17 protein-coding genes and 3 tRNA genes are annotated in these 22,767 nt (G+C 72.6%); 11 read left to right on the top strand and 9 right to left on the bottom strand.

All coding sequences use genetic code 11. The features are described from left to right. Positions 1 to 4: 4 nt before the first annotated feature. The 4 genes from ACZ69I_RS02450 to ACZ69I_RS02435 all read left to right on the top strand — a co-directional run bounded on the left by ACZ69I_RS02450 (position 5) and on the right by ACZ69I_RS02435 (position 8,209). Positions 5 to 1,054 carry an AAA family ATPase gene (locus tag ACZ69I_RS02450; RefSeq protein WP_467668870.1) on the top strand — a complete coding sequence of 350 codons (1,050 nt, stop codon included), beginning with the start codon at positions 5 to 7 and terminating at the stop codon, positions 1,052 to 1,054. Beyond that, the gene (locus tag ACZ69I_RS02445; protein ID WP_470830157.1) at positions 1,044 to 5,366 is read left to right on the top strand and encodes an SAV_2336 N-terminal domain-related protein; all 4,323 of its coding nucleotides are present in this window, start codon (positions 1,044 to 1,046) and stop codon (positions 5,364 to 5,366) included. The genes ACZ69I_RS02450 and ACZ69I_RS02445 overlap by 11 nt, the downstream gene beginning before the upstream one ends. Before the next feature lie 153 nt (positions 5,367 to 5,519). Further along, on the top strand, positions 5,520 to 6,557 hold the full coding sequence (gene mreB / locus ACZ69I_RS02440) for a rod shape-determining protein MreB (protein ID WP_467668874.1): 1,038 nt from the start codon (positions 5,520 to 5,522) through the stop codon (positions 6,555 to 6,557). Between the two features lie 77 nt (positions 6,558 to 6,634). Beyond that, on the top strand, positions 6,635 to 8,209 hold the full coding sequence (locus ACZ69I_RS02435; protein ID WP_470830642.1) for a GAF domain-containing protein: 1,575 nt from the start codon (positions 6,635 to 6,637) through the stop codon (positions 8,207 to 8,209). 50 nt (positions 8,210 to 8,259) lie between these two features. Here ACZ69I_RS02435 and ACZ69I_RS02430 read toward each other — a convergent pair whose 3' ends face one another. From ACZ69I_RS02430 to ACZ69I_RS02410, 5 genes are all read right to left on the bottom strand, one after another. After that, on the bottom strand, positions 8,260 to 10,230 hold the full coding sequence (locus ACZ69I_RS02430) for an ABC transporter permease (protein ID WP_470830641.1): 1,971 nt from the start codon (positions 10,228 to 10,230) through the stop codon (positions 8,260 to 8,262). A 26-nt stretch (positions 10,231 to 10,256) separates the two neighbouring features. Next, the gene (gene modA, locus ACZ69I_RS02425; protein WP_470830155.1) at positions 10,257 to 11,054 is read right to left on the bottom strand and encodes a molybdate ABC transporter substrate-binding protein; all 798 of its coding nucleotides are present in this window, start codon (positions 11,052 to 11,054) and stop codon (positions 10,257 to 10,259) included. A gap of 80 nt (positions 11,055 to 11,134) precedes the next feature. Then, positions 11,135 to 11,533 (bottom strand): TOBE domain-containing protein, encoded by a 399-nt coding sequence (locus ACZ69I_RS02420; protein ID WP_470830154.1) that lies wholly within the window; start codon positions 11,531 to 11,533, stop codon positions 11,135 to 11,137. Between the two features lie 185 nt (positions 11,534 to 11,718). Then, positions 11,719 to 12,204: a carboxymuconolactone decarboxylase family protein gene (locus ACZ69I_RS02415; protein ID WP_470830152.1), complete on the bottom strand. Its 486-nt coding sequence runs from the start codon at positions 12,202 to 12,204 to the stop codon at positions 11,719 to 11,721. Positions 12,205 to 12,417: 213 nt separating this feature from the next. Then, the gene (locus ACZ69I_RS02410; protein WP_470830150.1) at positions 12,418 to 13,548 is read right to left on the bottom strand and encodes a helix-turn-helix domain-containing protein; all 1,131 of its coding nucleotides are present in this window, start codon (positions 13,546 to 13,548) and stop codon (positions 12,418 to 12,420) included. 157 nt (positions 13,549 to 13,705) lie between these two features. On the opposite strand from ACZ69I_RS02410, the gene ACZ69I_RS02405 reads away from it, so the two are divergent. Genes ACZ69I_RS02405 through ACZ69I_RS02395 form a run of 3 tightly spaced genes read left to right on the top strand, consistent with a single transcriptional unit; the run spans position 13,706 to position 14,572 of the window. Further along, the gene (locus ACZ69I_RS02405; protein WP_470830148.1) at positions 13,706 to 14,224 is read left to right on the top strand and encodes a hypothetical protein; all 519 of its coding nucleotides are present in this window, start codon (positions 13,706 to 13,708) and stop codon (positions 14,222 to 14,224) included. Next, positions 14,221 to 14,418, top strand: coding sequence for a hypothetical protein (locus ACZ69I_RS02400; protein WP_470830147.1), 198 nt, complete (start codon positions 14,221 to 14,223; stop codon positions 14,416 to 14,418). The genes ACZ69I_RS02405 and ACZ69I_RS02400 overlap by 4 nt, the downstream gene beginning before the upstream one ends. Further along, a complete protein-coding gene (locus tag ACZ69I_RS02395) occupies positions 14,411 to 14,572 on the top strand; it encodes a hypothetical protein (RefSeq protein ID WP_470830146.1) in 162 nt (53 codons plus the stop codon). The genes ACZ69I_RS02400 and ACZ69I_RS02395 overlap by 8 nt, the downstream gene beginning before the upstream one ends. A 394-nt stretch (positions 14,573 to 14,966) precedes the next feature. Here ACZ69I_RS02395 and ACZ69I_RS02390 read toward each other — a convergent pair. The 3 genes from ACZ69I_RS02390 to ACZ69I_RS02380 all read right to left on the bottom strand — a co-directional run bounded on the left by ACZ69I_RS02390 (position 14,967) and on the right by ACZ69I_RS02380 (position 15,370). Then, positions 14,967 to 15,043 (bottom strand) — tRNA-Ile (locus tag ACZ69I_RS02390). Between the two features lie 176 nt (positions 15,044 to 15,219). Next, positions 15,220 to 15,292 (bottom strand) — tRNA-Asn (locus ACZ69I_RS02385). A 5-nt stretch (positions 15,293 to 15,297) separates the two neighbouring features. Next, a tRNA-Asn gene (locus ACZ69I_RS02380) sits at positions 15,298 to 15,370 on the bottom strand. Positions 15,371 to 15,553: 183 nt separating this feature from the next. Here ACZ69I_RS02380 and ACZ69I_RS02375 point away from each other — a divergent pair. The 4 genes from ACZ69I_RS02375 to ACZ69I_RS02360 all read left to right on the top strand — a co-directional run bounded on the left by ACZ69I_RS02375 (position 15,554) and on the right by ACZ69I_RS02360 (position 21,353). Next, entirely contained in the window at positions 15,554 to 15,868 is a 315-nt protein-coding gene (locus tag ACZ69I_RS02375; protein WP_470830145.1) for a YtxH domain-containing protein, read from the top strand. 185 nt (positions 15,869 to 16,053) lie between these two features. Continuing rightward, complete coding sequence (locus ACZ69I_RS02370; RefSeq protein WP_467668892.1) at positions 16,054 to 17,481, top strand: xylulokinase; 1,428 nt, start codon at positions 16,054 to 16,056, stop codon at positions 17,479 to 17,481. A 216-nt stretch (positions 17,482 to 17,697) separates the two neighbouring features. Next, positions 17,698 to 19,431 (top strand): ABC transporter ATP-binding protein, encoded by a 1,734-nt coding sequence (locus tag ACZ69I_RS02365; RefSeq protein ID WP_470830143.1) that lies wholly within the window; start codon positions 17,698 to 17,700, stop codon positions 19,429 to 19,431. Positions 19,432 to 19,442: 11 nt separating this feature from the next. Beyond that, on the top strand, positions 19,443 to 21,353 hold the full coding sequence (locus tag ACZ69I_RS02360) for an ABC transporter ATP-binding protein (protein ID WP_467668896.1): 1,911 nt from the start codon (positions 19,443 to 19,445) through the stop codon (positions 21,351 to 21,353). Positions 21,354 to 21,393: 40 nt separating this feature from the next. Here ACZ69I_RS02360 and ACZ69I_RS02355 read toward each other — a convergent pair whose 3' ends face one another. Then, on the bottom strand, positions 21,394 to 22,704 hold the full coding sequence (locus ACZ69I_RS02355; RefSeq protein ID WP_470830141.1) for an RNA polymerase sigma factor: 1,311 nt from the start codon (positions 22,702 to 22,704) through the stop codon (positions 21,394 to 21,396). Positions 22,705 to 22,767 lie beyond the last annotated feature (63 nt).

Raw genomic sequence — 22,767 nt, 5'->3', positions numbered from 1 at the left:
GATCATGTCCCTGTGGCCCGTCTACACCGGCACGAACGAGCCCCACGACGGCATCACGGAGCTGCCCCCGCCGCCGCCCTGGCGCGCCTTCGACGGCGGTCCGGTCCTCCCCGTCCCCGAGGACGACGGCTCCGCGACCTCACCGGACCGCAGGCACCGGGCCCGGACGTACCGGGCCACCGAGAACTGCGTACAGCTGGTCAACGCCGCGCTGTACCTGCGCCGCCCCCTCCTCGTGACGGGCCCGCCCGGCAGCGGCAAGTCGAGCCTCGCGTACGCGGTGGCCAGGGAGCTGGGCCTCGGCCCGGTCCTGCGCTGGAACATCACCAGCCGCAGCGCCCTGCACGACGGGCTCTACCAGTACGACCCGCTCTCCCGGCTGTACGCGGCGGGCCGCGCGGCCCGCTCCGCGCGGTCCGGCGGCGATGCGGCGGACCGGGACGGGCGGCCGGCCGACAGCGCGGGCGTGGAGGACCACCTGCGCCTCGGACCGCTGGGCACCGCGCTCCTCCCCTACGCCCGCCCCCGCGCCCTCCTCATCGACGAGATCGACAAGAGCGACCTCGACCTGCCCAACGACCTCCTGAACATCCTGGAGGAGGGCCAGTACGAGATCCCCGAGCTGGTACGGATCGCCAAGCACACCCCCGAGGCGAGCCTGCCCGCCGACGGCTCCGACGACCCGGTCACCGTCGTACGCGGCCGGGTGCGCTGCCGCGCCTTCCCCTTCGTCGTCCTGACCAGCAACGGCGAACGCGAGTTCCCGCCCGCCTTCCTGCGCCGCTGCGTCACCCTGCGGCTGCGCCAGCCGCGCGACGAGCATCTGGAGGAGATCGTCCGCGCCCACCTCGGCGAACCCGACGCCTACGCCCGCGGCCTCATCACCCGCTTCCTGGAGCGTGGCACCGGCGGCGAGCTCGCCACCGACCAACTCCTCAACGCCATCTACCTGACCGGCGCCGCGGGCATCGACGCCGCCTCCCGCGACGAGCTCGCCCAGCAGCTGATGCCCTACCTCACGCAGTCGGCGGATCCGGGGCCCGATGAACTCTGACGCGCCTCGGCATCCAGGCCCCCTGGCCCGCCTCTCCGACGTGCTGACCCAGGCGGCGGACGGCACCCCGCCCACCCCCGTGGAACTGGCCGAACTGCTGTGGCTTGCGGCGCAGAAGGGAGCCCCGGCGACGACGGCGAGCGCTCCCGGGGACGTACCGCCGTCGCCCGACACCCCGTCGACGACGCCCCCAGCCGCGCCACCGCACCCCGCCGCCCCCTCGGACGACCGGGTGCCGCTCCACCTGCCCACGCCCAGGAGCGACGGACGCGCCCCGGACGACGCGGGCGGCGCCCCCACCGCCGCCGAGACGCCCCGACCGCCGCGCACACCTCTTCCGCAGACCCGCCACACCGCCCTGCGCGTGCCCGTCCCACCGATGGTCACGCACCCCCTGGCGCTGCAACGCGCCCTGCGCCCGCTCAAGCGCCGCGTCCCCTCCCCCGTCGGGCACGTCATCGACGAGGAGGCCACCGCACACCGCATCGCGCGCGTCGGCGGGCACCCCTGGGGCTGGCTGCCGGTGCTGCGCCCGGCACAGGAGCGCTGGCTGCGGCTGTCGCTGGTGTGCGACGCCGGGCCGACCATGCCGGTCTGGCACCCGCTGGTCCACGAACTCCACACGGCGCTCGCCCAGTCCGGCATCTTCCGCACGGTCGAGCTCCACCGCGCGGCCCCCGACGGCACGGTGCCGCCCCGCGCGGGCGCCGCGCCGGCCACCGGCCGCACGGTCACCCTCCTCGTCAGCGACTGCATGGGCCCGCAGTGGCGGCAGGGCGCGGCGGGCACCCGTTGGTACCGCACCCTGCGCCGGTGGGCGGCACGGATGCCGCTGGCCGTGCTCCAGCCGCTCCCGGAACGCCTCTGGCGCACCACGGCGTTCCCCACGACCCCGGGCTCCCTCGCCGCCCCGCACCCGGCCGCCGCCTCCGGCGCCCTCACCTTCACCCCGTACACGGCCGAGCCGTCGCCGCCCGGCGCCCTGCCGGTCCCCGTCCTGGAACCGGCGCCGGGCTGGCTCGCCCACTGGGCGTCACTGGTCGCGGACGGCAGCGGAGTCGAACTGCCCGCGTCGGTGGGCTGGTTGGGGCGCGAGCCGGCCTCGCCCTCCACGTACCCGGGCGAGGAGGCACCCACGGAGGACGTCACACGGCTCACCCCCGAAGACCTCGTTCTGCGCTTCCGGTCCACGGCCTCCCCCGAGGCCTTCCGCCTGGCGGGCCATCTGGCCGTGGGCGAACCCCGGTTGGCGGTCATGCGCCTGGTCCAGGCCGCCGTGGAGGACCGGCCGCGGCCGCAGCACCTGGCGGAGGTGATCCTCAGCGGCATGCTGACCGAGGGGCCCGCCGCCGCGCCGGGTTCCTACGCGTTCCGTGACGGTGTACGCGAGGTGCTGCTGCGCACGTTGCCGCGCACCGCGCGGGGGCGTACGCGCGAACTGCTGGCCCGGACCGGCGAGTTGATCGACGACCGGGCGGGGACGGCACCCGGGGAGCTGCGGGCGATGGCGCGCGTGCCGGGCTCGGGGCGGGACGCCGGGGTCGGTTCCGGGGGCGGTGCCGGGACCAGGGCCGGGGTACAGGGACCCGCGTGGGAGCCGTTCGCGACCGTCACGCCGGACACCGTACGGCAGTTGGGCGCCCCGGTCCGCGCCCCGCAGGCCGAGGCGCCCGACAGCCTTATGCAGGCCGCGGAGCCGGGCCGCGGGCCGCTGGTCGGTGGCCGCTACCGGGGCCTGGGGCGGATCGGGCTGAGCGGGTGCGTCTGGCGGGCCGAGGACCTGGGCGACGAGCACCGGACCGTCGTGGTGCAGCGCTTCCTGCGGGCTCCCCAGTGGCTGCGCCTCGACTTCGTGCACGCGGCGCGGCGGCTCTCCCGCTTCCGGCACCCGAACGTGGCGGCCGTGCACGACTACGGCTTCCACCGCCGCGTTCCCTACCTGGCCATGGAGTTCATCGAGGGGCCGAGCCTGGAGGAGCTGCTCCTCGACCACCCGCGGGGGCTCCCCGCCGACCGTCTGATGGACATCGTGCCGCGGCTGGCCGAGGCGGTCGCCGCCCTGCACGCCGAGGAGATGGTCCACGGCGACCTCTCTCCCGCCAACGTGCGGATCTCACCGGGCGGCCCGGTGCTGTGCGGCTTCACGCTCACCCCGTTCGGTGAAGCGGTCCGCGCGGGCGAACTCCACGTGCTCGGCCGCCTCGTCCGCCAGATGTACGAGCCGACGGAGGGCGTGTCGTTCGACGATCCCTGGCAGCCCGAGTCCCACCGGAGGGCCGGCCCCGGGCCCACGCGGCCCCAGCACGCGTATTCCTTGAGCGAACAGGCCGCGGAGACCCTGCTGGCGGCCCTGCGTGACCTGCGTTCCCGCGAAGCGACCGTGCTCCGCCGCGGCATCGGACGGCTCAGGCAGCTCGCCTCGCCCTCGATGCACGCACGCACGTACTCCGTGCTCGGACCGCTCAGCGTCACGCAGGCCGACCGGCCCCTGCCCATCGGCGAGCCGAGGGGCAGGGCGATGCTCTGCATGCTGCTGCTCGGGGAGGGGCGCGCCGTACCGGAGGCGGAACTGGCGGAGGGCATCTGGGGAGACGCTCCCCCAGCCAACGCCTCGCACCTGCTGGCCCTGTCCGCCGCCCGCCTGCGCGAGACCCTCGGCCCCGACTCGGTGGCGGCGACGGCAGGGGACGGATACGCCCTGACCCTCACGTCGGACGTCAACGAAGTCGACCTGTTCCACTGCCGCAGACTGGCCGCCGAGGCGGAGGCACACCGCCGCGGGGGCGACCTCGAAGAGGCCCTGCACCGCGTCGCCTCCGCGCTGAGCCTGTGGGGCGGCGACGCTCTGGAGGACGTCCCGGGCCCGGCGGCGGAGGAAGCCCGCGCCACCGTCCGCGCCCTGCGGCAGTCCCTCCTCCACCTGCAGTGGGAACTCACCAAGGAGCTGGAGGGTGCCGAGCAGGACCCTGCCGAACTCGACGAACTGCTCACGGAGTTGTCGCTCGTCGAGGAGGACGGGCTCGCCCCGCACGAGCGGTTCCCCGGCGCCCGCCCCGACACCCTCGACGCCGCGACGAGCGGCACGTCCGGCGAGCCCTCGCCTCCCGCCACCACCGTCTCCTTCGAGTATCTGGCGCGCCCCGCCGAGTCCCCCGACACCACCCTGCAGAGCCTGGGCCGCGCCGTCTCGCACCTCCTCGTCGCGGGCGGCATCGGCCCGGACCGCTTCGAGATGCGGCCGCGCCCGCGCGGCTGGGACGTGACCGTCGCGCCCGAGGTCCACGTCCTGCAGGTGCTCCTCACGACCGTCGACGGGCTGCCCGCCGCGCTCGACGGATTCCCGGCGCTCGGGCTCGGGGTCACCGTCACCCACGACGCGGACCCGACGGTGTCCGCGCCCTCCTTCCCTTCCGGGCTGCGCCACCTCTTCGACCGCACCGGCACCCGGGCCGTGGTCATCGTCTCCAGCGACCTGCACGACCGGCTCTACGCATCCGGCCGGGCGGGGGCACGACACTTCGAGCCGGTGCCGCAGTCCGACGACTGGTACTGCGGCATCACCGCTCGCCCGCCCACCGGCCCCGCCCCGGAACCCGGCGGCCTCCCCCGGGACGTCGATTCCGTGATCCTCGGCTTCGACGGCACCCTCGCCCACCTCTACCCGGGCCGCACCGCGCGCGACGCGGCCCGCTCCCTCGCCGCCCTGATCGCCGAGCTGCGCAGCCCCGAGTCGGCCGAGGCGGGCGACCCCCTCCTGCCCTCGGGCGGAACCGCCTCCCTCGCGGACGACCGGATCCACCCCCTGGACATCCTGCGCGCCTTCGCGCGGCACCCCACGCTCCCCCCGGAGCTGCACGCCCGCCTCGAAGCGATCGAACTGCGGGCCGCGGCCACCGCGAACCCGCCCGGCCCCGCGGGTCTCGTCCCGGACGCCCTGCGCACCCTGGCCGGGCCGGGAGGCCCGCGCCTGGCCGTCGCGACGGACGTCTCACCGCGCGCCGTCACCTCGTACCTCGCAGCCCGGGGCCTCCCCGTCCCCGAGTCCGCCGTCCACGGCCGCACCCCCGACCTCACCCTCCTCATGCCCGACCCCGACTGCCTGCGCCGGGCCCTCGACCGGCTGGGTTCGCCCGCGGACCGCTGCGTCATGGTCGGCTCGTCGGCGGCGGAGGCGGCCGCGGCACGGAGCCTGGGCATCCCCTTCATCGGGATGGCGGCCGACGGCGGGGCGCGCCGACGCCTGATCGACGCCGGGGCGCGGTTCACCCGCGGACTCCTGTCGGACGTGGCGGGCGCGCTGCGCGAGAGGTGAGAGCTGAGAGCTCCCGCGGGACGGAAGACCACCCGTGCGGCGGCACCCCGCTCGGCTCAGCCCAGCGCGCGAGCCGCCCGCACCCGTCGCACGATGCGAGACAGGACCGCCGACCGACGGTCCGTACGGTCTGCGCTCTCGGGAGGATCTGCCATGACCGTCAGTCTGGAGCAGTTGCGCCGCTGTCACATCGCCGTCGACCTCGGAGCCGCGAGGACCCGGGTGTTCGTGAAGGGCGCGGGACTCGTCGTCGACGAGCCGAGCGCCGCCGCCGTCAACACGCGTACGGGCGCGCTCATCGCGGTCGGCCACTTCGCCGAGCAGATGACGGGACGTACGCCCGGCTACATCCGGGTGGTCCGCCCCGTCTCCGGCGGCACCGTCGTCGACATCGAGATGGCCCAGCGGATGCTGCGCAACCTGATCGGCGAGAAGCTCCGCCGCACCCTGCGCCGCAAGCCCCGGCTGCGCGCGGCCGTCTGCACCCCGCACGACGCGGATCCCCTGGCCCAGCGCGCCGCCACCGAGACCATGGTCGGGCTCGGCGCGCGCCGCGTGGAGCTGGTGGACACGCTCATCGCGGCGGCGGTCGGCTGCGGACTTCCCGTGGAGCGCCCCGAGGCGACGATGATCCTCGTCTGCGGCGCCGCCACCACGCAGGTCGCGGTCCTCTCCCTCGGCGCCATCGTGACCGCTCAGCGGGTCCCGGTGGGCGGCGAGGCGATCGACAACGCGATCGTGCAGCACCTGCGCCACCACCACGAGTTGATGCTGCCCTCCCAGTCCGTGCGCCCCCTCCAGCTCGCCCTGCACGGCAACGGCCTCACGCCGCACGGCCCGGAGTCGACGGAGATCCACGGCAGGGACGTCGCGACGGGACTGGCCCGCTCCGTCCAGGTGGACACGGCCGCGGTCCGCGATGCCATCCACACCCCGCTCACCGCCGTCCTCGACGGCATCGGCAAGGTGCTCCGCGACTGCCCGCCGGATCTGGTGGCCGACCTCGCCGACCGCGGCATCATGATGGTCGGCGGCAGCGCGCTGCTCCCGGGCCTGGACCAGATGCTGCGGGACGCGACCGGAATGCCCGTACACATCGCGGAACGGCCCGATGTGTGTGCCGTGCTGGGGCTCGGTGCGATGCTGGAGGGCAAGATCCAGCCGCTGTCCCTGGCTCCGCTGTCCGGCTGACCGGACAGCCTCCCCGACCACGGAGTACGCCGTACGTGACCGAGACGCCCGAAGGTGCGGACACGGCGCCGCCCTCGATGCAGCCGATCCTCGAAGCCGTCCTCAGCGTCGGCACGGACCTCGAACTCCGTGCCACGCTCCAGCACATCGTGGACAGCGCGGCGAGGCTGACCGGGGCGGAGTTCGGCACGCTCGGGGTCGACGCCTCCGGCCACGAAGGACCGGAGGAGCTCTTCGTGGCGGGCGGTCCCGGCCGCTTCCCCGACGGGGTTCCGGCCGTACGGCCCACCGCCGACGGCACCGTCATCGACGTACCCGTGCAGGTCCACGACGAGCCGTTCGGCACGCTCCTGCTCGCGCGAGAGCCGCGGGACGGCCCCTTCACCGAGGAGGACCGGCAGCTCCTGCGGGTCCTGGCGAGCCAGGCGGGCATCGCCATCGGCAACGCCAGGCTCTTCGAGGCGGCCCGGCAGCGGGAGCGCTGGATCGAGGGCGCGGCGGCGGTCACCACGGCCCTGCTCACCGGCGAGGCGGCGGCCGACGCGCTGATGACGGTGGCGGACCGGGCGCGGCTCCTCGCGGGCGCGGCGGCGGGGGTGATCCTGCAGCCCACGGAGGCGGGGGGCATGAGCATCGTCGCGGCGGCCACGGACGGCGCGCCGCACGGCTGGGGCACGACGGCGGGCACGCGGCCCGGCCACGCCGCCCCCGCGGCGCCTCCCACCACCACGGCGCCTCCCACCACCACGGCACCTCCGGCCACCACGGCACCCGCGAGGCCGGCCCCCCGGCCGTACCCTCCGGCCCACAACGACCTCATCGGCACCACCATCGAGCCCGGCAGCGAGGTGCTGGAGAAGCTCCTCGGCGGGGAGCCCGTGTTCATCGAGGACTCGGCGACCGACCCCCGCATGACGACGCACGTCCGCGTCCGCTTCGGCCCCAGCATGATGCTGCCGCTCCAGGCCGGCGGCCGCCTCATCGGCACCCTGGCGCTGCCCCGCAGGCGCGGCGCCCCCGCCTACACCTCGGCCGAGCGCCTGCTCGCCACGCAGTTCGCCTCGCAGGCCGCGCTGGCCCTCGTCCTGGCCGACGCCCAGCAGAGCAGGCAGCGCCTCGCGGTCTTCGAGGACCGCGACCGGATCGCCCGCGACCTGCACGACCTCGTCGTCCAGCGGCTCTTCGCCACCGGCATGATGCTGGACGCGACCCGCAGCAGGGCCCGGTCGACGCGGGTCGCGTCCACGCTCGACCACGCCGTGGACGAGCTGGAGTCCACCATCCAGGAGGTGCGCACGGCCATCTTCGCGCTCCAGCAGCCGCCCGCCGACGCCCCGGCCACCTTCCGCGGCAAGGTGCTGCGCGAGACGGCGGGCGCGGCCGCGGTCCTCGGCATCCAGCCGTCGGTGCACTTCGCCGGGGCCGTCGACACCCAGGTCACGGAGCCCACCGCGGGGCACCTGCTCGCGGCCCTGCGCCGGGCCCTGGCCGCCGCGTCGCGCCGCACCGGCGTCACCCGGGTCGATGTGGCGATCGACGCGAAGGCGACGCTGCCCGACCGGCGGGAGGGAGTACGCCTGACGGTGTACGACGACGGGGACACGGACGGCGTGGAGGCGGGCACGACGGTGACCTGGCAGGCACCGCTGTAAGAGCCACCCCCCCTGTCCCCCGCCCCCCTGTCCCCCGTCCCACCGGGAGGTCAGAGCGCCACCACCGACACCTCCGTGGCCTTCACGCTCGTCCAGACCTCGGTCCCGTCCGCGAGACCGAGGTCGGTCGCCGCTTGCGGAGTGATCTCGGCGATCAGGTCGGGCGCCTCGCGCGAGGCGATCAGGACGCGCAGCCTGCTGCCGGCGGCGGTGATCTCCCGTACCGTTCCCGGCCATACGTTGCGCGGGCTGCCCTCGGGCCGCTCGCGGTGCACGGACACCGCCTCCGGGGCGATGACGGCGAGCGCCCGCGCCCCCGCCTCCAGCGGCTCGGCGACGACCAGGCGGCCCGCTCCCGCCAGCGCGAGCGAGCCGTCGTCGGCCGCGGTGCCGGGCCAGGCGTTGCGGCCGAGCATGCGGGCGACCCAGGGCGAGCGCGGGTGCCGGGTGACGTCGGCGGGCGGCGCGTCCTGCAACGTACGCCCTTCGTCGAGCACGAGGACCCGGTCGGCCAGCGAGACGGCCTCGACCGGGTCGTGCGTGACGATGAGGCACACCCCGCCGAACCCGTCGAGGTGCCTGCGCAGGGTGTGGCGGACGTGGGCGCGGGTGGTCTGGTCGAGGGCGGCGAGCGGTTCGTCGAGGAGCAGCAGCCGGGGCCGCGCGGCCAGCGCACGGGCCAGCGCGACCCGCTGGGCCTGGCCGCCGGAGAGCTGTGCGGGCTTGCGGTGCGCGAGGTGTCCGACGCCGAGCCGGTCGAGCCACGCCTGCGCCTCCCGGCGGGCCTCGGCGCGCCGGACGCCCTGCGCGCGCAGCCCGTAGGCGGTGTTGCCGAGCGCGTTGAGGTGCGGGAAGAGGGCGCCCTCCTGCGGAACCCAGGCGACCCCGCGGCGGTGCGGCGGCAGCCCGGTGACGTCGCGCTCGCCGAGCCGCAGTCGTGCGTGGGCGCGCGGGGTCAGACCGAGGAGGGCGCGCAGCAGAGTGGTCTTGCCCGCGCCGTTGGGCCCGACGACGGCGATGGTGGTGCCGGGCGCGGCGTCGAGGGTGAGTTCGTTGTGGCCGCTCACGTCGGCGTGCAGGGCCCACCGCTCCCGCTCCGGCTCCGGCTCCTCCAAGGCCGCGGTCTGGACGATCGGTCCGCGGGACGCCGTCGCTCCTTCGCCCCCCTCACCTGCTCCTTCGTCCCCCTCCCCGGAGTCGGCGGGCTGCTCCCGTACGCGTACGGCGGCTCCCGTCGTCCACCGCCCGCGCAGCCCGGCGAGGACGGCCATCGCGATGGCGAGCAGCAGCAGCGACAGCGAGGTCGCGGCCTCCGGGGACTCCTGGAGCAGCAGGTACACCTGGAGGGGCAGGGTCTGCGTGGTCCCGGGCAGGTTCCCCGCGAAGGTGATGGTCGCGCCGAACTCACCCAGGGCCCGCGCCCAGGTCAGCGCGGCGCCCGCGATGAGCCCGGGGGCGACCATCGGCAGGGTGACGGTGAGGAAGACCCGTACCGGGGAGGCCCCGAGCGAGGCCGCCGTCTCCTCGAAGCCGGGCCGCAGCCCGCCGAGCGCGCCCTCCAGGCTGATGACGAGGAACGGCATGGCCACGAAGGTCGCCGCGACGACGGCGCCCGACGTGTGGAAGGGCAGCACGATGCCGAAGGTGTGCTCCAGCCAGGGCCCGAGCAGCCCGCGCCGCCCGAACCCGAGCAGGAGGGCGACGCCGCCGACGGTGGGCGGCAGCACCATCGGCAGCAGGACGAGGGACCGTACGAGCGCCTTCCCCCGGAACTCCACCCGAGCGAGGAGCCAGGCCAGCGGCACCCCGAGCACGAGCGAGAGCCCGAGCGCCCAGAAGGACACGAGCAGCGACAGCTTCAGGGCCTGAGTGACGCCGGGGGTGGTCAGGTGCGTGCCGAGGTCGCCCCACTCGGTCCTGGCGAGGATGCCGACGAGCGGCATCAGCAGGAACGCGACGGCGAGCAGGGCGGGGAGGGCCAGCGTGAGCGGCGGGCGGTTGCGGTTCCGGGGGCGCGACATGATCCGGGGGCGCGACATGATGAGGACTACGGCTTCTGGAAGCCCGCGTCCCGCAGGATCTTCTGCGCCTCCGGGGTGCTGAGCCACTTCACGAAGGCGGCGGCGTCGGCACCGTTCTCCGATCCCTTGAGGGTCGCGGCCGGGTAGGAGGCGACGGCGTTCTGCGCGTCGGGGATGTCGACGGCGTCGACCTTGTCGGGCGCGGTGGCGGCGTCCGTCTTGTAGACGATCCCGGCGTCGGCCTCGCCGAGCTCGACCTTGCTGAGCACGGAGCGGACGTTGGCCTCCTTGGAGACGGGCTTCACGGCGACCTTCTGGGCGTCGAGCACCTGCCTGCTGTAGCGCCCGACGGGCACGGTGTCATCGGCGAGGACGACCTTCAGCTCACTGTCGGCGAGGTCCCCGAGCCCCTTCACCTTCTCCGGATTGCCCTCGCGGGTGGCGATGACGAGGCGGTTCTTGGCGATGACGGTGGGCGTGCCGGTCTCCCCCTTGAGCCCGTCCATGGTCCTGGTATCGGCGGTGACCAGCACATCGGCGGGCGACCCCTGCTTGACCTGCGCGGCAAGCTCCTGCGACCCGGCGGCGGAGACGGTGATGTCGGTCCCCGGGTGCGCCTTCTCGTACGCCTTCTCGGCGGTGGCGAAGACGTCGGTGAGGGACGAGGCGGCAAGAACGGTGAGCTTCACGTCCTTGCCCCCGCCCTTCTTCTCGCTCCCGCTGTCGTCATCACTCCCACAGCCGGCGAGGGGGACGAGGAGTGCGGCGGTCGCCAGGGCGGCGGCGGTACGGCGGGCGGGGCGGGCGGGGAACTTCGGGGACATGACACAGCTCCTGACGGATGGTGAGCGGAGGGACCGCCGGAGGTACGCCCGGCGGGAGGGCGCGGGATACGCCCTGTCGCTCAGGCCCGATCGATATGCACGTTGGTGGACTTCACCCGGGCGGTGGCCTGCATTCCGACCTCAAGGCCGAGCTCCTCCACCGCCTCCCTGGTCAGCAGCGAGACCAGCCGGTGCGGCCCCGCCTGAATCTCCACCTGGGCAGCCACGTCGCCGAGCTTCACGGCGGTGACGATGCCGGGAAAGGCATTACGGGCGGTGGTGTACGAGACGTCGTCCTCCGCCCCGCCCCCGCTCTGCGCGACCTCGACGGAGAACGCGGCAAGATCCCGCCCGTCGATGAGCCGCCGCCCGCCCTCATCCCGATGCGTGGCGACGCGACCGGCATCCGCCCAACGACGAACGGTATCGGGACTGGCCCCGAGCAGACGCGCGGCCTGCCCAATTGTGTAGGACTGCATGTGCGACAAGATACGGCCGATCGCCTGGCATCTCGAAAACTTGAGACGGATCTACGCCGCACCTGCGACCCTCCCTGGAGGAACCTCCAACCCTCTAGACGCCCACCTGCACCCGCCCCGGACCCTGGCCGCCGCGTGCGGGGTCGTCCCCTACCCCACACGCGGCGGCGAAGGCTCCGGCGGTATCAGCCGAACTGCCCCGGCACGTAGTCGCCGGCCGGCTGGCGGGTCATGACGTTGCCGCGGTTGAAGGCGTTGATCACGGCGATCTGGGCGACCAGGGTGGCGAGCTGGTCCTCGTCGTAGTGCTTCGCCGCGTTCGCCCAGACCTCGTCCGTGACGCCGGTGCCCGCGTCGGCGAGGCGCGTGCCCTGTTCCGTCAGTTCCAGTGCCGCGCGCTCCGCGTCGGTGAAGACCGTGGCCTCGCGCCAGGCCGCGATCAGGTGGAGGCGGACCGCGCTCTCGCCGGCGGCCGCGGCATCCTTGGTGTGCATGTCGAGGCACCCGCTGCAGCCGTTGATCTGACTCGCGCGGATCTTCACCAGTTCCAGCGTCGCGGTCGGCACCGTCATCCCGGCGAGTGCCGTGTTCGCCGCGATGATGTGCTTCCAGACCTTGCCTGCGACCGGGTTGTCGCGCATGTTCAAGCGGGCATCCGGGGTGGTGGCCATGATGGGCTCCTCCGTCATAGGCGTCAGTACCCATGCGACGGATCGGGGGCGCCGCGTTGTGACATGCGGCGGATTCACGGCCCGCCGGGGCCCGTCGCGGGCGCGGACACGTGCCCGTCACACGTACTCATGGGTGCGGGGCAGCCGAGAGGCAGTCCAAGAATCAGCCGGGCCACCCCACTCTGCGACGTGATGCACCTCCGTCATGCCTCGTCAGCTCGGCACGACTTCGCGCGCCGTATCTGCCAGCCAAGGAGGACCGTCCCTCTCGATGGCGCGCAACGTCGTTCGCAGGCGCCTGCGGTTCCGTGACGAGGTCACGTTGCGCAGGATCGGCGGCAGGCGCAACAGGGGCTCCTCGGCCTGCCGCCAAGCCCCGACCCGGACAAGGGCGTCGAGCTCGGCGGTGGCGTAGTACAAGGCTCCGCGTCCAGTCGCGTTGATCGCCGCGACCAACTCCCGAGTTCGCTCAAAGCCCGGCACGGCACGCGCGGGTTGATCCAACAACAGAGCAACTTCCGCCTCATGCCCGGTGACTTCGAGGTCGTTCACCCACCACGCCCACAGCGGATCACGGGGGTCCAAGGAGTCCTCCAGGCTGCTGCGAGCCTTCCCGATCGCCTGCCGTGCCCGCGCGTGATCACCGGCTGCGGCAAGGGCACGGCTCCGCCGAAGTTCGGTCAGCAACGCCACACGCGGGGGAACGCCGCGACCAGTGATCTCCTCGCAGAGGGCCAGGGCCTCTCCCACCCGGCCGCTCGCGACGGCCTCCATGGACAGAAGATCCATAGCGAACCACTGCATGGGGGAATCGCCCGCGCTGCGTGCCATGTGCAGGGATTCCAACCAAGCCGCCCGAGCCTCGTCATGGCGTGCCGCATCGAACAGCAACCAGCCTGCGATCTCAGCGAGTTCGGCGACAACACGCAGATGCCTCTTGGCGCCCTCTGTGATCCTCGCGCGTTCGGAGCGCCACACCTGGATCGCCGCATCCGCCACATGGTCGCCGCCGTGCGCGTTGTCGTGGGCGAGCAGCCACCCCGCCCGTTCCAGCACGACGGCGTGAGGATGATCGTCCTGCGGTTCATCGACCTCCCCGCGGGCCCGGGCCGCGGCGCGATTCAGCTCGGCCGCGGGCACACCGAGAACAGTGGCGAGGGGAGCCAGCCACGCACCAGGCAACCGCTGCCCGCGCTCCCATCGGGAGACCTCATTGCGGGTCAGCGTGGCTGTGCCGCTGAGCAGGCATAGCCGTGTGGCGAGCTGGGCCTGCGACAGCTGGGCGTGCTTGCGCAGAGCCGCGAGATGCGCGCCGAAATCACGCCGTGCCGTCACGTAGTCCATGCAAGAGGCCTCCCACCCGCCACGCTACCCGCGCAACTGGCCCCCAGCAGGCCCCTAGTGGGCACCTCCCCCCGTACTGACGACGCGCTTCGATGGGAAAACGGACCCGGCGACCGCGTGACCGGCCCCGGGGCATGGCCGACACGTAGGAGTCGACATGGCCGATGACACGGGCCGAGCTTTGGTCTCGGGAAGCGGCGCATTCCCGCAGTCGGTGAGCGCGGCCTTCGACTGGCTCGCGCGCGCCCAGCAAGAGCCGCACCAGGCCCACCGGGAGTGGCAGGAGCGGGGCATCGCCCTGCTGCCGCTCGGCAAACGGTTCAACTCCGTATGCCTGACCGCACGGATCGTGCACGCAGGCGCCGGCACCGACGACCTCGACGTAGTGGGCCGGACGCTGGCCGAGCTGCTCTGCGGCCCGGTCATCCACAACGCCCCGCAGAACACGTACTACGCACTGGTCGACAAGGGTCCTGTGGCCTCGTGGCGGTACCCCGACGAAGCCCCGATGCTGGGCACCGGTCATTTCCTGAGCGTCCCCGCCTCCGACATGCGCGGCCCGACCGGCCTGCACTGGGCAGTACGACCCCGCATCGTCGGCGCCCTGTGCCCGGTGCCGTCCGTCGCCGCGCTCGTCCACATCGCCCTCGGAGCGCGCGCCAAGGGGGACCGGTGACCCTCATGGAGAAGGAAGAGCTGGTGCGGCACGAGCAGGAGGTGTACGAGGTCCTCCTCCTGCACACCGTCGAGTGCGCCTCCTGCCGGGCCGAGGAGGACTGCACAGAGGCGACACGGATCCGGCGAGCGCTACGGGCGACCCGGGTCGTCCTCCGCCACGCCGACGAGCAGGCCGCGACCGGCGATGAGTGAGGGCACGCGGTTCTGCTGGACCTGCGACCAGCCGCTCCTCCAGGGCCAGCCCCTCATGACGGCCGTGAAGCTGTCCATCTCGGCTGGCGGCTCAACCGTCGTCCTGCACAAGGACTGCCCGAAGCGGCCCGCCTTCGTCCGCCGCACCCCCTAGCCCCCCCCGGCCCGCGACCTCGCCGGGAGAGCCGCGGAGCCGGGAAGGGCGGCCCGCCCCACGCCGGCCAAGGGGCAGGCCGCCAGCAGCTCGGGGCGCCGTTACACGAGGTCGCGGAGCGGAACGTCAAGCTCCCCGTCGCCAGCAGGAGAGGCCGCGCGGCGGGAGAGGGGGCGGCCGCCCCGAGGCTTCCCAGGGCGGCCGCTCACAGCCAGAAGGCCCCGACCAGGAGTCACTGCCTGGTCGGGGCCTTCTGGTCCTTCACGCGATGATCGTCAGACCTTCGGGCCAGCAGGGGGCCAGCAGATGATCTACATCGGCGCCACCCAAAAGGTGCTCGCCCAGGGGTTTGCGCGGTTGACGCAGGTGGAATCGTTCCTGCGCCACGACGCTGTGGTGGGGCGGGTGGGACTCGAACCCACGGCCGACGGATTATGAGTCCGCTGCTCTAACCGGCTGAGCTACCGCCCCTAACGGCGCGTCGCGCACATTTGTGCGCGCCGTCTGCCGCAGCATAGCCGCTCATACGATCTCCTGCTTCGGATGGTCGGCATCGCACGACCATGAGGACCGCAGGGCTGCCCGCATGGTTCCACCAGGCACGAAAAAGGACCCCCGAGGTGCTCCTCGGGGGTCCTTACGTACAGCTCTCCCGACTGGACTCGAACCAGTAACCTGCCGGTTAACAGCCGGCTGCTCTGCCAATTGAGCTACAGGAGACCGAGCTCCCCCGACTGGACTCGAACCAGTAACCTGCCGGTTAACAGCCGGCTGCTCTGCCAATTGAGCTACAGGGGATCGTCTCGTTGCATCGAACGCACCTACCTGGGAACTCTCCAGGCGGCGGGCGCCCGCTGCGACACATACATTAGCGCAAGCAGGGGGGTGCTCCGCCAATCGGTATCCCTCAGGCGATCAGCAGGCGATCGCCAGGCGACCAGCAGGCGAGCGACAGACGTGCGAAGCCGACGCAAGGAAAGGGTGGCAGCCATGCGGTACCGGCTCACATTCGTGGCGGGACTGGCCCTCGGGTACGTGCTCGGGACCCGGGCCGGACGCGAGCGCTATGAGCAGTTGAAGAAGTCCGCCCGTGAGATCTCGCAGAACCCGGCCGTGCGCAACACCGTCGAGTCCGCGACGCAGCAGGGCCGCGAGGTGGCGGGCAAGGCCTTCCACTCGGTGTCCGAGAAGGTCGGGGACAAGATGCCCGACTCGGTGGCCGACCGGGTCCGCTCCCTGCGTGAGCAGCGCGGGCCGGGCGGCGCCGAGGACGACTGGGGCACCAGCAACACCTGAGTCGAGCAATACCTCAGTCGGTCGCGTGAGACGCGGGCCGCCCCCAAGGGCTGACTCCGGGGCGGCCCGCGCCCTGAAGGAGCCCCCAGCCAATCCCCCCCTCGCCGGATCAGAAGGCCCCCTGCCGGATCACGGAGAGCGAACACAGGTACGGGCCCGGCCCCCGGTGCGGCAGAATTCCAGGCATGGGGATAGTCGCAGGGTTGGACAGTTCGCCCGATTTCACGCGCATCGTGGTCTGTGACGCGGACACGGGCGCCGTACTCAAGCAGGGCTACGCCCCGCATCCGCTGGAGAGCACGGAGGGCGGCTCCCGGCCGTCCGACGTCGATCCACAGGCGTGGCTGCTCTCCCTCGGGGAGGCAGCGGGCGGCGGGCTGCTCGAAGGGGTGCAGGCCATCGGCGTGTCCGCCCAGCAGAACGCGCTCGTACCGCTCGACCAGCACGGCAACACGGTGCGGCCCGCGATGGTCGGCAACGACCGGCGGGCGCAGGTCGCCGCCGTCGACCTCATCGACCGGCTCGGCGGCCGCGAGGCCTGGGCGCAGGCCGTGGGGTGCGTGCCGCAGTCCGCGCACCCGGTGACGAAGCTCCGCTGGCTGGCGAGGACGGAGCCGGAGGCCGCGCGGCGGATCGCCTCCCTCATGCAGGCCCCGGACTGGCTGGTCTGGCAGCTCCTCGGCCGGCCCGCCCGGCGTACGACCGACCGCGGCGGCGCCTCGGGCACCGGCTACTGGTCCGCGGCGGGCGGCACGTACCGCCCCGACCTCGTCGAACTGGCCCTGGGTCACCAGGCGATGCTGCCCGAGGTGATCGGCCCCGCCGAGGCCGCGGGCACGACGCCCGAGGGGCTGCTGATCTCGGCCGGTACCGGCGAGACGATGGCGGCGGCGTTCGGGCTCGGGGTGCAGCAGGGCGACGCGGTCGTCTCGCTCGGGGCGTCGGGGTCCGTGATGGCCGTGCACCACGAGGCACTGACCGACGGTCGCGGCATCGTCACCTCGCTCGCGGACGCCACCGGGATGCACCTGCCGGTGGTCCACACGCAGAACGCCGTGCGGGTGCTGCGCGGCACCGCCGAGATGCTCGGCAGCACGGATCTGCAGGAGCTCTCCGAGCTCGCCATGAAGTCGACGCCGGGCGCGCACGGGCTCGTGCTCCTCCCCTATCTGGAGGGTGAGAAGACGCCGAACCTGCCGCACGCGGCGGGAACGCTGACCGGACTGCGGCGCGAGTCGATGAGGCCGGAGCACCTGGCGCGGGCCGCGTTCGAGGGCATGCTGTGCGGGCTCGGGGACGCGCTCGACGTCCTGCGGGGGCGCGGGGTGGAGGTGCGGCGGGTGTTCCTCCTCGGCGCCGCCGCGGAGCTGCCCGCCGTCCAGGCGGCGGCGCCGATGCTGCTCGGTACGCAGGTCGTGGTGCCGCAGCCCGCGGACTACGCGGCGATCGGGGCGGCGCGGCAGGCGGCCTGGGCGCTGACCGGCCAGTTGCCGCTCTGGCAGGGGGCTGCGGCGCAGGTCTTCGAGCCGGGCGAGGAGCTCGCGGTGGGGCAGGCGGTGCGCCAGCAGTACGTGACGGTGCGGGAGCAGGCCCATCCGGGGGCGTTCGCCTGAGGAAGCTTGCCGTCGGGGCCGTCCTGGGGGCGCGGTCCCGGGCCCAAGATCCTTGGGTCCCGGGGCCCAAGATCCTTGAGTGATCCCAGTTCTTTACCCGGGCTGAAATTTGACCCGGTCATGGGTTAATCAGTTGCACGCCCACGGGTCGGGTGTCGCAGGATTGGGGGCGACCTCGCCCAACGTGCCGACACCCGACTCCTCGAGAGACCGAGCGTGCTCATAAGACTTCTGCGGACGTACCTGCGTCCGTACCGCAAACCCATCACCCTGCTGGTGCTGCTGCAGTTCCTGCAGACCTGCGCCGCGCTCTATCTGCCCAGCCTGAACGCCGACATCATCGACAACGGTGTCGTCGAGGGGGACACGGGCTACATCCTCAGCTTCGGCGGCATCATGATCGCCGTCACCGTCGTGCAGATGGTCTGCAACATCGGGGCCGTCTTCTACGGCGCGCGGACCGCCGCCGCCCTCGGCCGCGACGTCCGGGCCGCCGTCTTCGACCGTGTGCAGTCCTTCTCCGCGCGCGAGGTGGGGCAGTTCGGGGCTCCGTCGCTGATCACGCGGACCACCAACGACGTCCAGCAGGTGCAGATGCTGGCCCTGATGTCGTTCACGCTCATGGTGACCGCGCCCATCATGTGCGTCGGCGGCATCGTGATGGCGCTCGGCCTGGACGTGCCGCTCTCCGGCGTGCTCGTCGCCGTCGTGCCCGTGCTCGGCATCAGCGTGAGCCTGATCGTGCGGCGGCTGCGGCCCCTGTTCCGCACGATGCAGGTGCGCCTCGACACCGTGAACCGCGTACTGCGCGAGCAGATCACCGGCAACCGCGTCATCCGCGCCTTCGTCCGGGACGATTACGAGAAGGAGCGCTTCCGCAAGGCCAACGCCGACCTGACCGACGTCTCGCTCAGCACCGGCAAGCTGCTCGCGCTGATGTTCCCGATCGTCATGACCGTCGTGAACATCTCCTCGATCGCGGTGGTCTGGTTCGGCGCGCACCGCATCGACAGCGGCGGCATGCAGATCGGTGCGCTCACCGCGTTCCTCGCCTATCTGATGCAGATCGTGATGTCGGTGATGATGGCCACCTTCATGTTCATGATGGTGCCGCGCGCGGAGGTCTGCGCCGAGCGCATCGAGGAGGTCCTGGACACCGACAGCAGTGTGGTGCCGCCGGCCGCCCCCGTGCGCGAGCTGCGCAGCCACGGCCACCTGGAGATACGGGACGCGGGCTTCCGCTACCCCGGCGCCGAGGAGCCCGTCCTCAAGTCCGTCCACCTCGTCGCCCGGCCGGGCGAGACGACCGCCGTGATCGGGTCGACCGGCAGCGGCAAGTCGACGCTGCTCAGCCTCGTACCGCGGCTGATCGACGCGACCGAGGGCGAGGTCCTGGTCGGCGGCGTGGACGTCGGCACCATCGAACCCGCGCTCCTCGCGAAGACCGTGAGCCTCGTACCGCAGAAGCCGTACCTGTTCGCCGGCACCGTGGCGAGCAACCTGCGCTACGGCAACCCCGACGCCACCGACGAGGAGCTCTGGCACGCGCTGGAGGTCGCCCAGGCCAAGGAGTTCGTCGAGGGCCTGGAGGAAGGCCTCGACGCGCCCGTCGCACAGGGCGGCACCAACGTCTCCGGCGGCCAGCGCCAGCGCCTCTCCATCGCGCGCACGCTCGTACAGCGCCCCGAGATCTACCTCTTCGACGACTCGTTCTCCGCGCTCGACTACGCGACCGACGCGGCGCTGCGGGCCGCACTCGGCCGTGAGACCGCCGAGGCGACCGTCGTCATCGTCGCCCAGCGGGTGTCCACCATCCGGGACGCCGACCGCATCGTGGTCCTCGACGAGGGCCGCGTCGTGGGCACGGGCCGCCATCACGAGCTGATGGAGAGCAATGAGACCTACCGGGAGATCGTCCTCTCCCAGCTGACGGAAGCGGAGGCCGCGTAATGCCCCCTGGCATGGGTGGACCCATGATGGGCCCCGACTCCCGCTCGATGGACTTCAAGGGCTCGGGCAGGCGGCTCCTCGCGCAGTTCAAGCCCGAGCGCGGCACGATGTACGCGCTGCTCCTGGCCACCGTCATGAGCGTCGCGCTCTCCGTGCTCGGCCCCAAGATCCTCGGCCGCGCCACCGACCTGCTCTTCGCGGGCATCGTCGGCCGCGACATGCCCGAGGGGACGACGAAGGAGCAGGCGCTCGACGGCCTGCGCGCCAGGGGCGAGGGCGGCATGGCCGACATGCTCTCCGGCGTCGACTTCACCCCCGGCAAGGGCATCGACTTCGACGCGGTGGGCGAGGTCCTGCTGCTCGCGCTCGGCACGTTCCTGGTGGCGGGGCTGCTGATGGCCGTGGCGACCCGGCTTTCGAACCGCGCCATCAACAAGACCGTCTTCCGGATGCGCGGCGACGTCCAGGCGAAGCTGTCGCGGCTCCCGCTGTCGTACTTCGACAAGCGGCAGCGCGGCGAGGTGCTGAGCCGCGCCACCAACGACCTCGACAACATCAACCAGACGCTGACGCAGACGATGGGCCAGCTCATCAACTCGCTGCTGACGATCATCGGCGTGCTCGTGATGATGTTCTGGGTGTCGCCGCTGCTCGCCCTGGTGGCGCTGATCACCGTGCCGCTGTCGTTCTTCGTGGCGACGAAGGTCGGCAAGCGGTCGCAGCCGCAGTTCGTGCAGCAGTGGAAGACCACCGGCGCGCTCAACGCCCACGTCGAGGAGATGTACACCGGGCACACCCTGGTGAAGGTGTTCGGCCGCCAGGAGGAGTCGGCCAAGGCGTTCGCCGAGCAGAACGAGCAGCTCTACGAGGCGGGCTTCAAGGCGCAGTTCAACAGCGGTGTCATGCAGCCGCTGATGTTCTTCATCTCGAACCTGAACTACGTGCTGGTCGCCGTGGTCGGCGGCCTGCGGGTGGCGTCCGGTTCGCTGTCCATCGGTGACGTGCAGGCCTTCATCCAGTACTCGCGGCAGTTCTCCATGCCGCTGACGCAGGTCGCCTCGATGGCGAACCTCGTCCAGTCGGGCGTGGCGTCGGCCGAGCGGGTCTTCGAGATCCTCGACGCCGACGAGCAGGAGGCCGACCCGCTCCCCGGCGAGCGGCCCGACCGGCTGCGCGGGCGGGTCGGAATGGAGCACGTCTCCTTCCGCTACGAGGCGGACAAGCCGCTCATCGAGGACCTGTCCCTCGTCGTGGAGCCCGGTCACACGGTCGCCATCGTCGGCCCGACGGGCGCCGGCAAGACGACGCTGGTCAACCTGCTGATGCGGTTCTACGAGGTCACCGGCGGGCGCATCACCCTGGACGGGGTCGACATCGCCGGGATGTCGCGGGACGAGCTGCGCTCCGGGATCGGCATGGTGCTCCAGGACACCTGGCTGTTCGGCGGCACCATCGCGGAGAACATCGCGTACGGCGCGTCGAAGGACGTCACGCGCGAGGAGATCGAGGAGGCGGCGCGCGCCGCCCACGCGGACCGTTTCGTGCGCACGCTCCCCGACGGGTACGACACCGTGATCGACGACGACGGCACGGGGGTGAGCGCGGGCGAGAAGCAGCTCATCACGATCGCGCGGGCGTTCCTCTCCGACCCGGTGATCCTGGTGCTCGACGAGGCGACGAGCTCCGTCGACACGCGTACGGAGGTCCTCATCCAGAAGGCCATGGCCCGCCTCGCGCACGGTCGTACGTCGTTCGTGATCGCGCACCGGCTCTCCACGATCCGGGACGCGGACACGATTCTGGTCATGGAGAACGGATCCATCGTCGAACAGGGCACGCACGACGCGCTGTTGGCCGCGGACGGGGCGTATGCGCGGCTGTACGCGGCTCAGTTCGCGCAGGCCGTGGCCGAAGTGGACTAGCGCGCAGTTCCCCGTGCCCCGTGCGGGGCTCTCCCGGCAGTCAGTCCAAGTAGCCCCTCAACTGGTCCGCGAACGCGTGGTCGCGGAGTTTGTTGAGGGTCTTGGACTCGATCTGGCGGATGCGTTCGCGGGTCACGCCGAAGATCCGGCCGATCTCCTCCAGGGTGCGGGGCCTGCCGTCCGCGAGGCCGTAGCGGAGCTGGACGACCTTGCGCTCGCGCTCGCCGAGCGTGGAGAGGACGGCCTCCAGGTGCTCGCGGAGCAGCAGGAACGCCGCCGACTCCACGGGGCTCGTGGCGTCGCCGTCCTCGATGAGGTCGCCGAGCGCGACGTCGTCCTCCTCGCCGACGGGGGCGTGCAGCGAGACGGGCTCCTGCGCCAGGCGCAGCACCTCGCTGACGCGCTCGGGCGGCAGATCCAGGTGGGCGGCGACCTCTTCGGGCGTGGGCTCGTACCCGCGCTCCTGGAGCATGCGGCGCTGGACGCGTACGACGCGGTTGATGAGCTCCACGACGTGCACGGGCACGCGGATCGTACGGGCCTGGTCCGCGAGGGCGCGGGACATGGCCTGGCGGATCCACCAGGTCGCGTACGTCGAGAACTTGTAGCCGCGGGCGTAGTCGAACTTCTCGACGGCCCTGATCAGCCCGAGGTTCCCCTCCTGGACCAGGTCGAGCATGGTGAGCCCGCGGCCCACGTACCGCTTGGCGACGGAGACGACCAGGCGGAGGTTGGCCTCGATGAGGCGGCGCTTGGCCATCCGGCCCATGACCACCAACTTGTCGAGGTCGAGGGCGAGCTGGGAGTCCAGGTCGGGGGTGTTGCTCAGCTTCTCCTCGGCGAAGAGACCGGCCTCGACGGCACGGGCGAGCTCCACCTCCTCCGCCGCGGTGAGCAGCGGGATCCGCCCGATCTCGCGCAGGTACTGGCGGAACAGGTCGGACGAGGGGCCGCCGGCGTCGGCGCGGCTGCGGGGGGCGGGGAGTTCGAGGGTCTCCGGTTCCAGCGCCTCGACGGCCTCGGGGGGCTCGGGGACCTCGACGGGCTCGGGAGCCTCGGGGGCCTCCTGTATGTCCCGCGCCTCCGGGTGCCGGGCGGCCCGGCTCTGCGGCGGGACCGACTCCAGGACGTCCGCTTCCGCTTCCGCGCGATCCACGCGCGCGGCGGTGTCGGTCTGGGTGAGGGTCTGGGTCTGCACGGGGGCGACCTCCAGGGTGATCGCAGCTGAGGCGTGCGGCAACGGGAGAGGGACGACGGCCTCGCCGCTGTCCGTCCCGGACACGATGTGTGGAACCGCGGGGGTGTCGGACCCGCTGTCTGCGGGTCGGCCGCGCTCCGAGGACTCAGGCACCGGAACCAGTGTGGGGTACGACACACGGCCGCCACGAGGGGCGTGCGGTGACTTTTTGAGTCC

This window comes from Streptomyces sp. NPDC036815 (assembly GCF_055609205.1).
The sequence above is the reverse complement of the archived record's forward strand: the minus strand, read 5'-3'. Positions and strand labels throughout refer to the sequence as shown.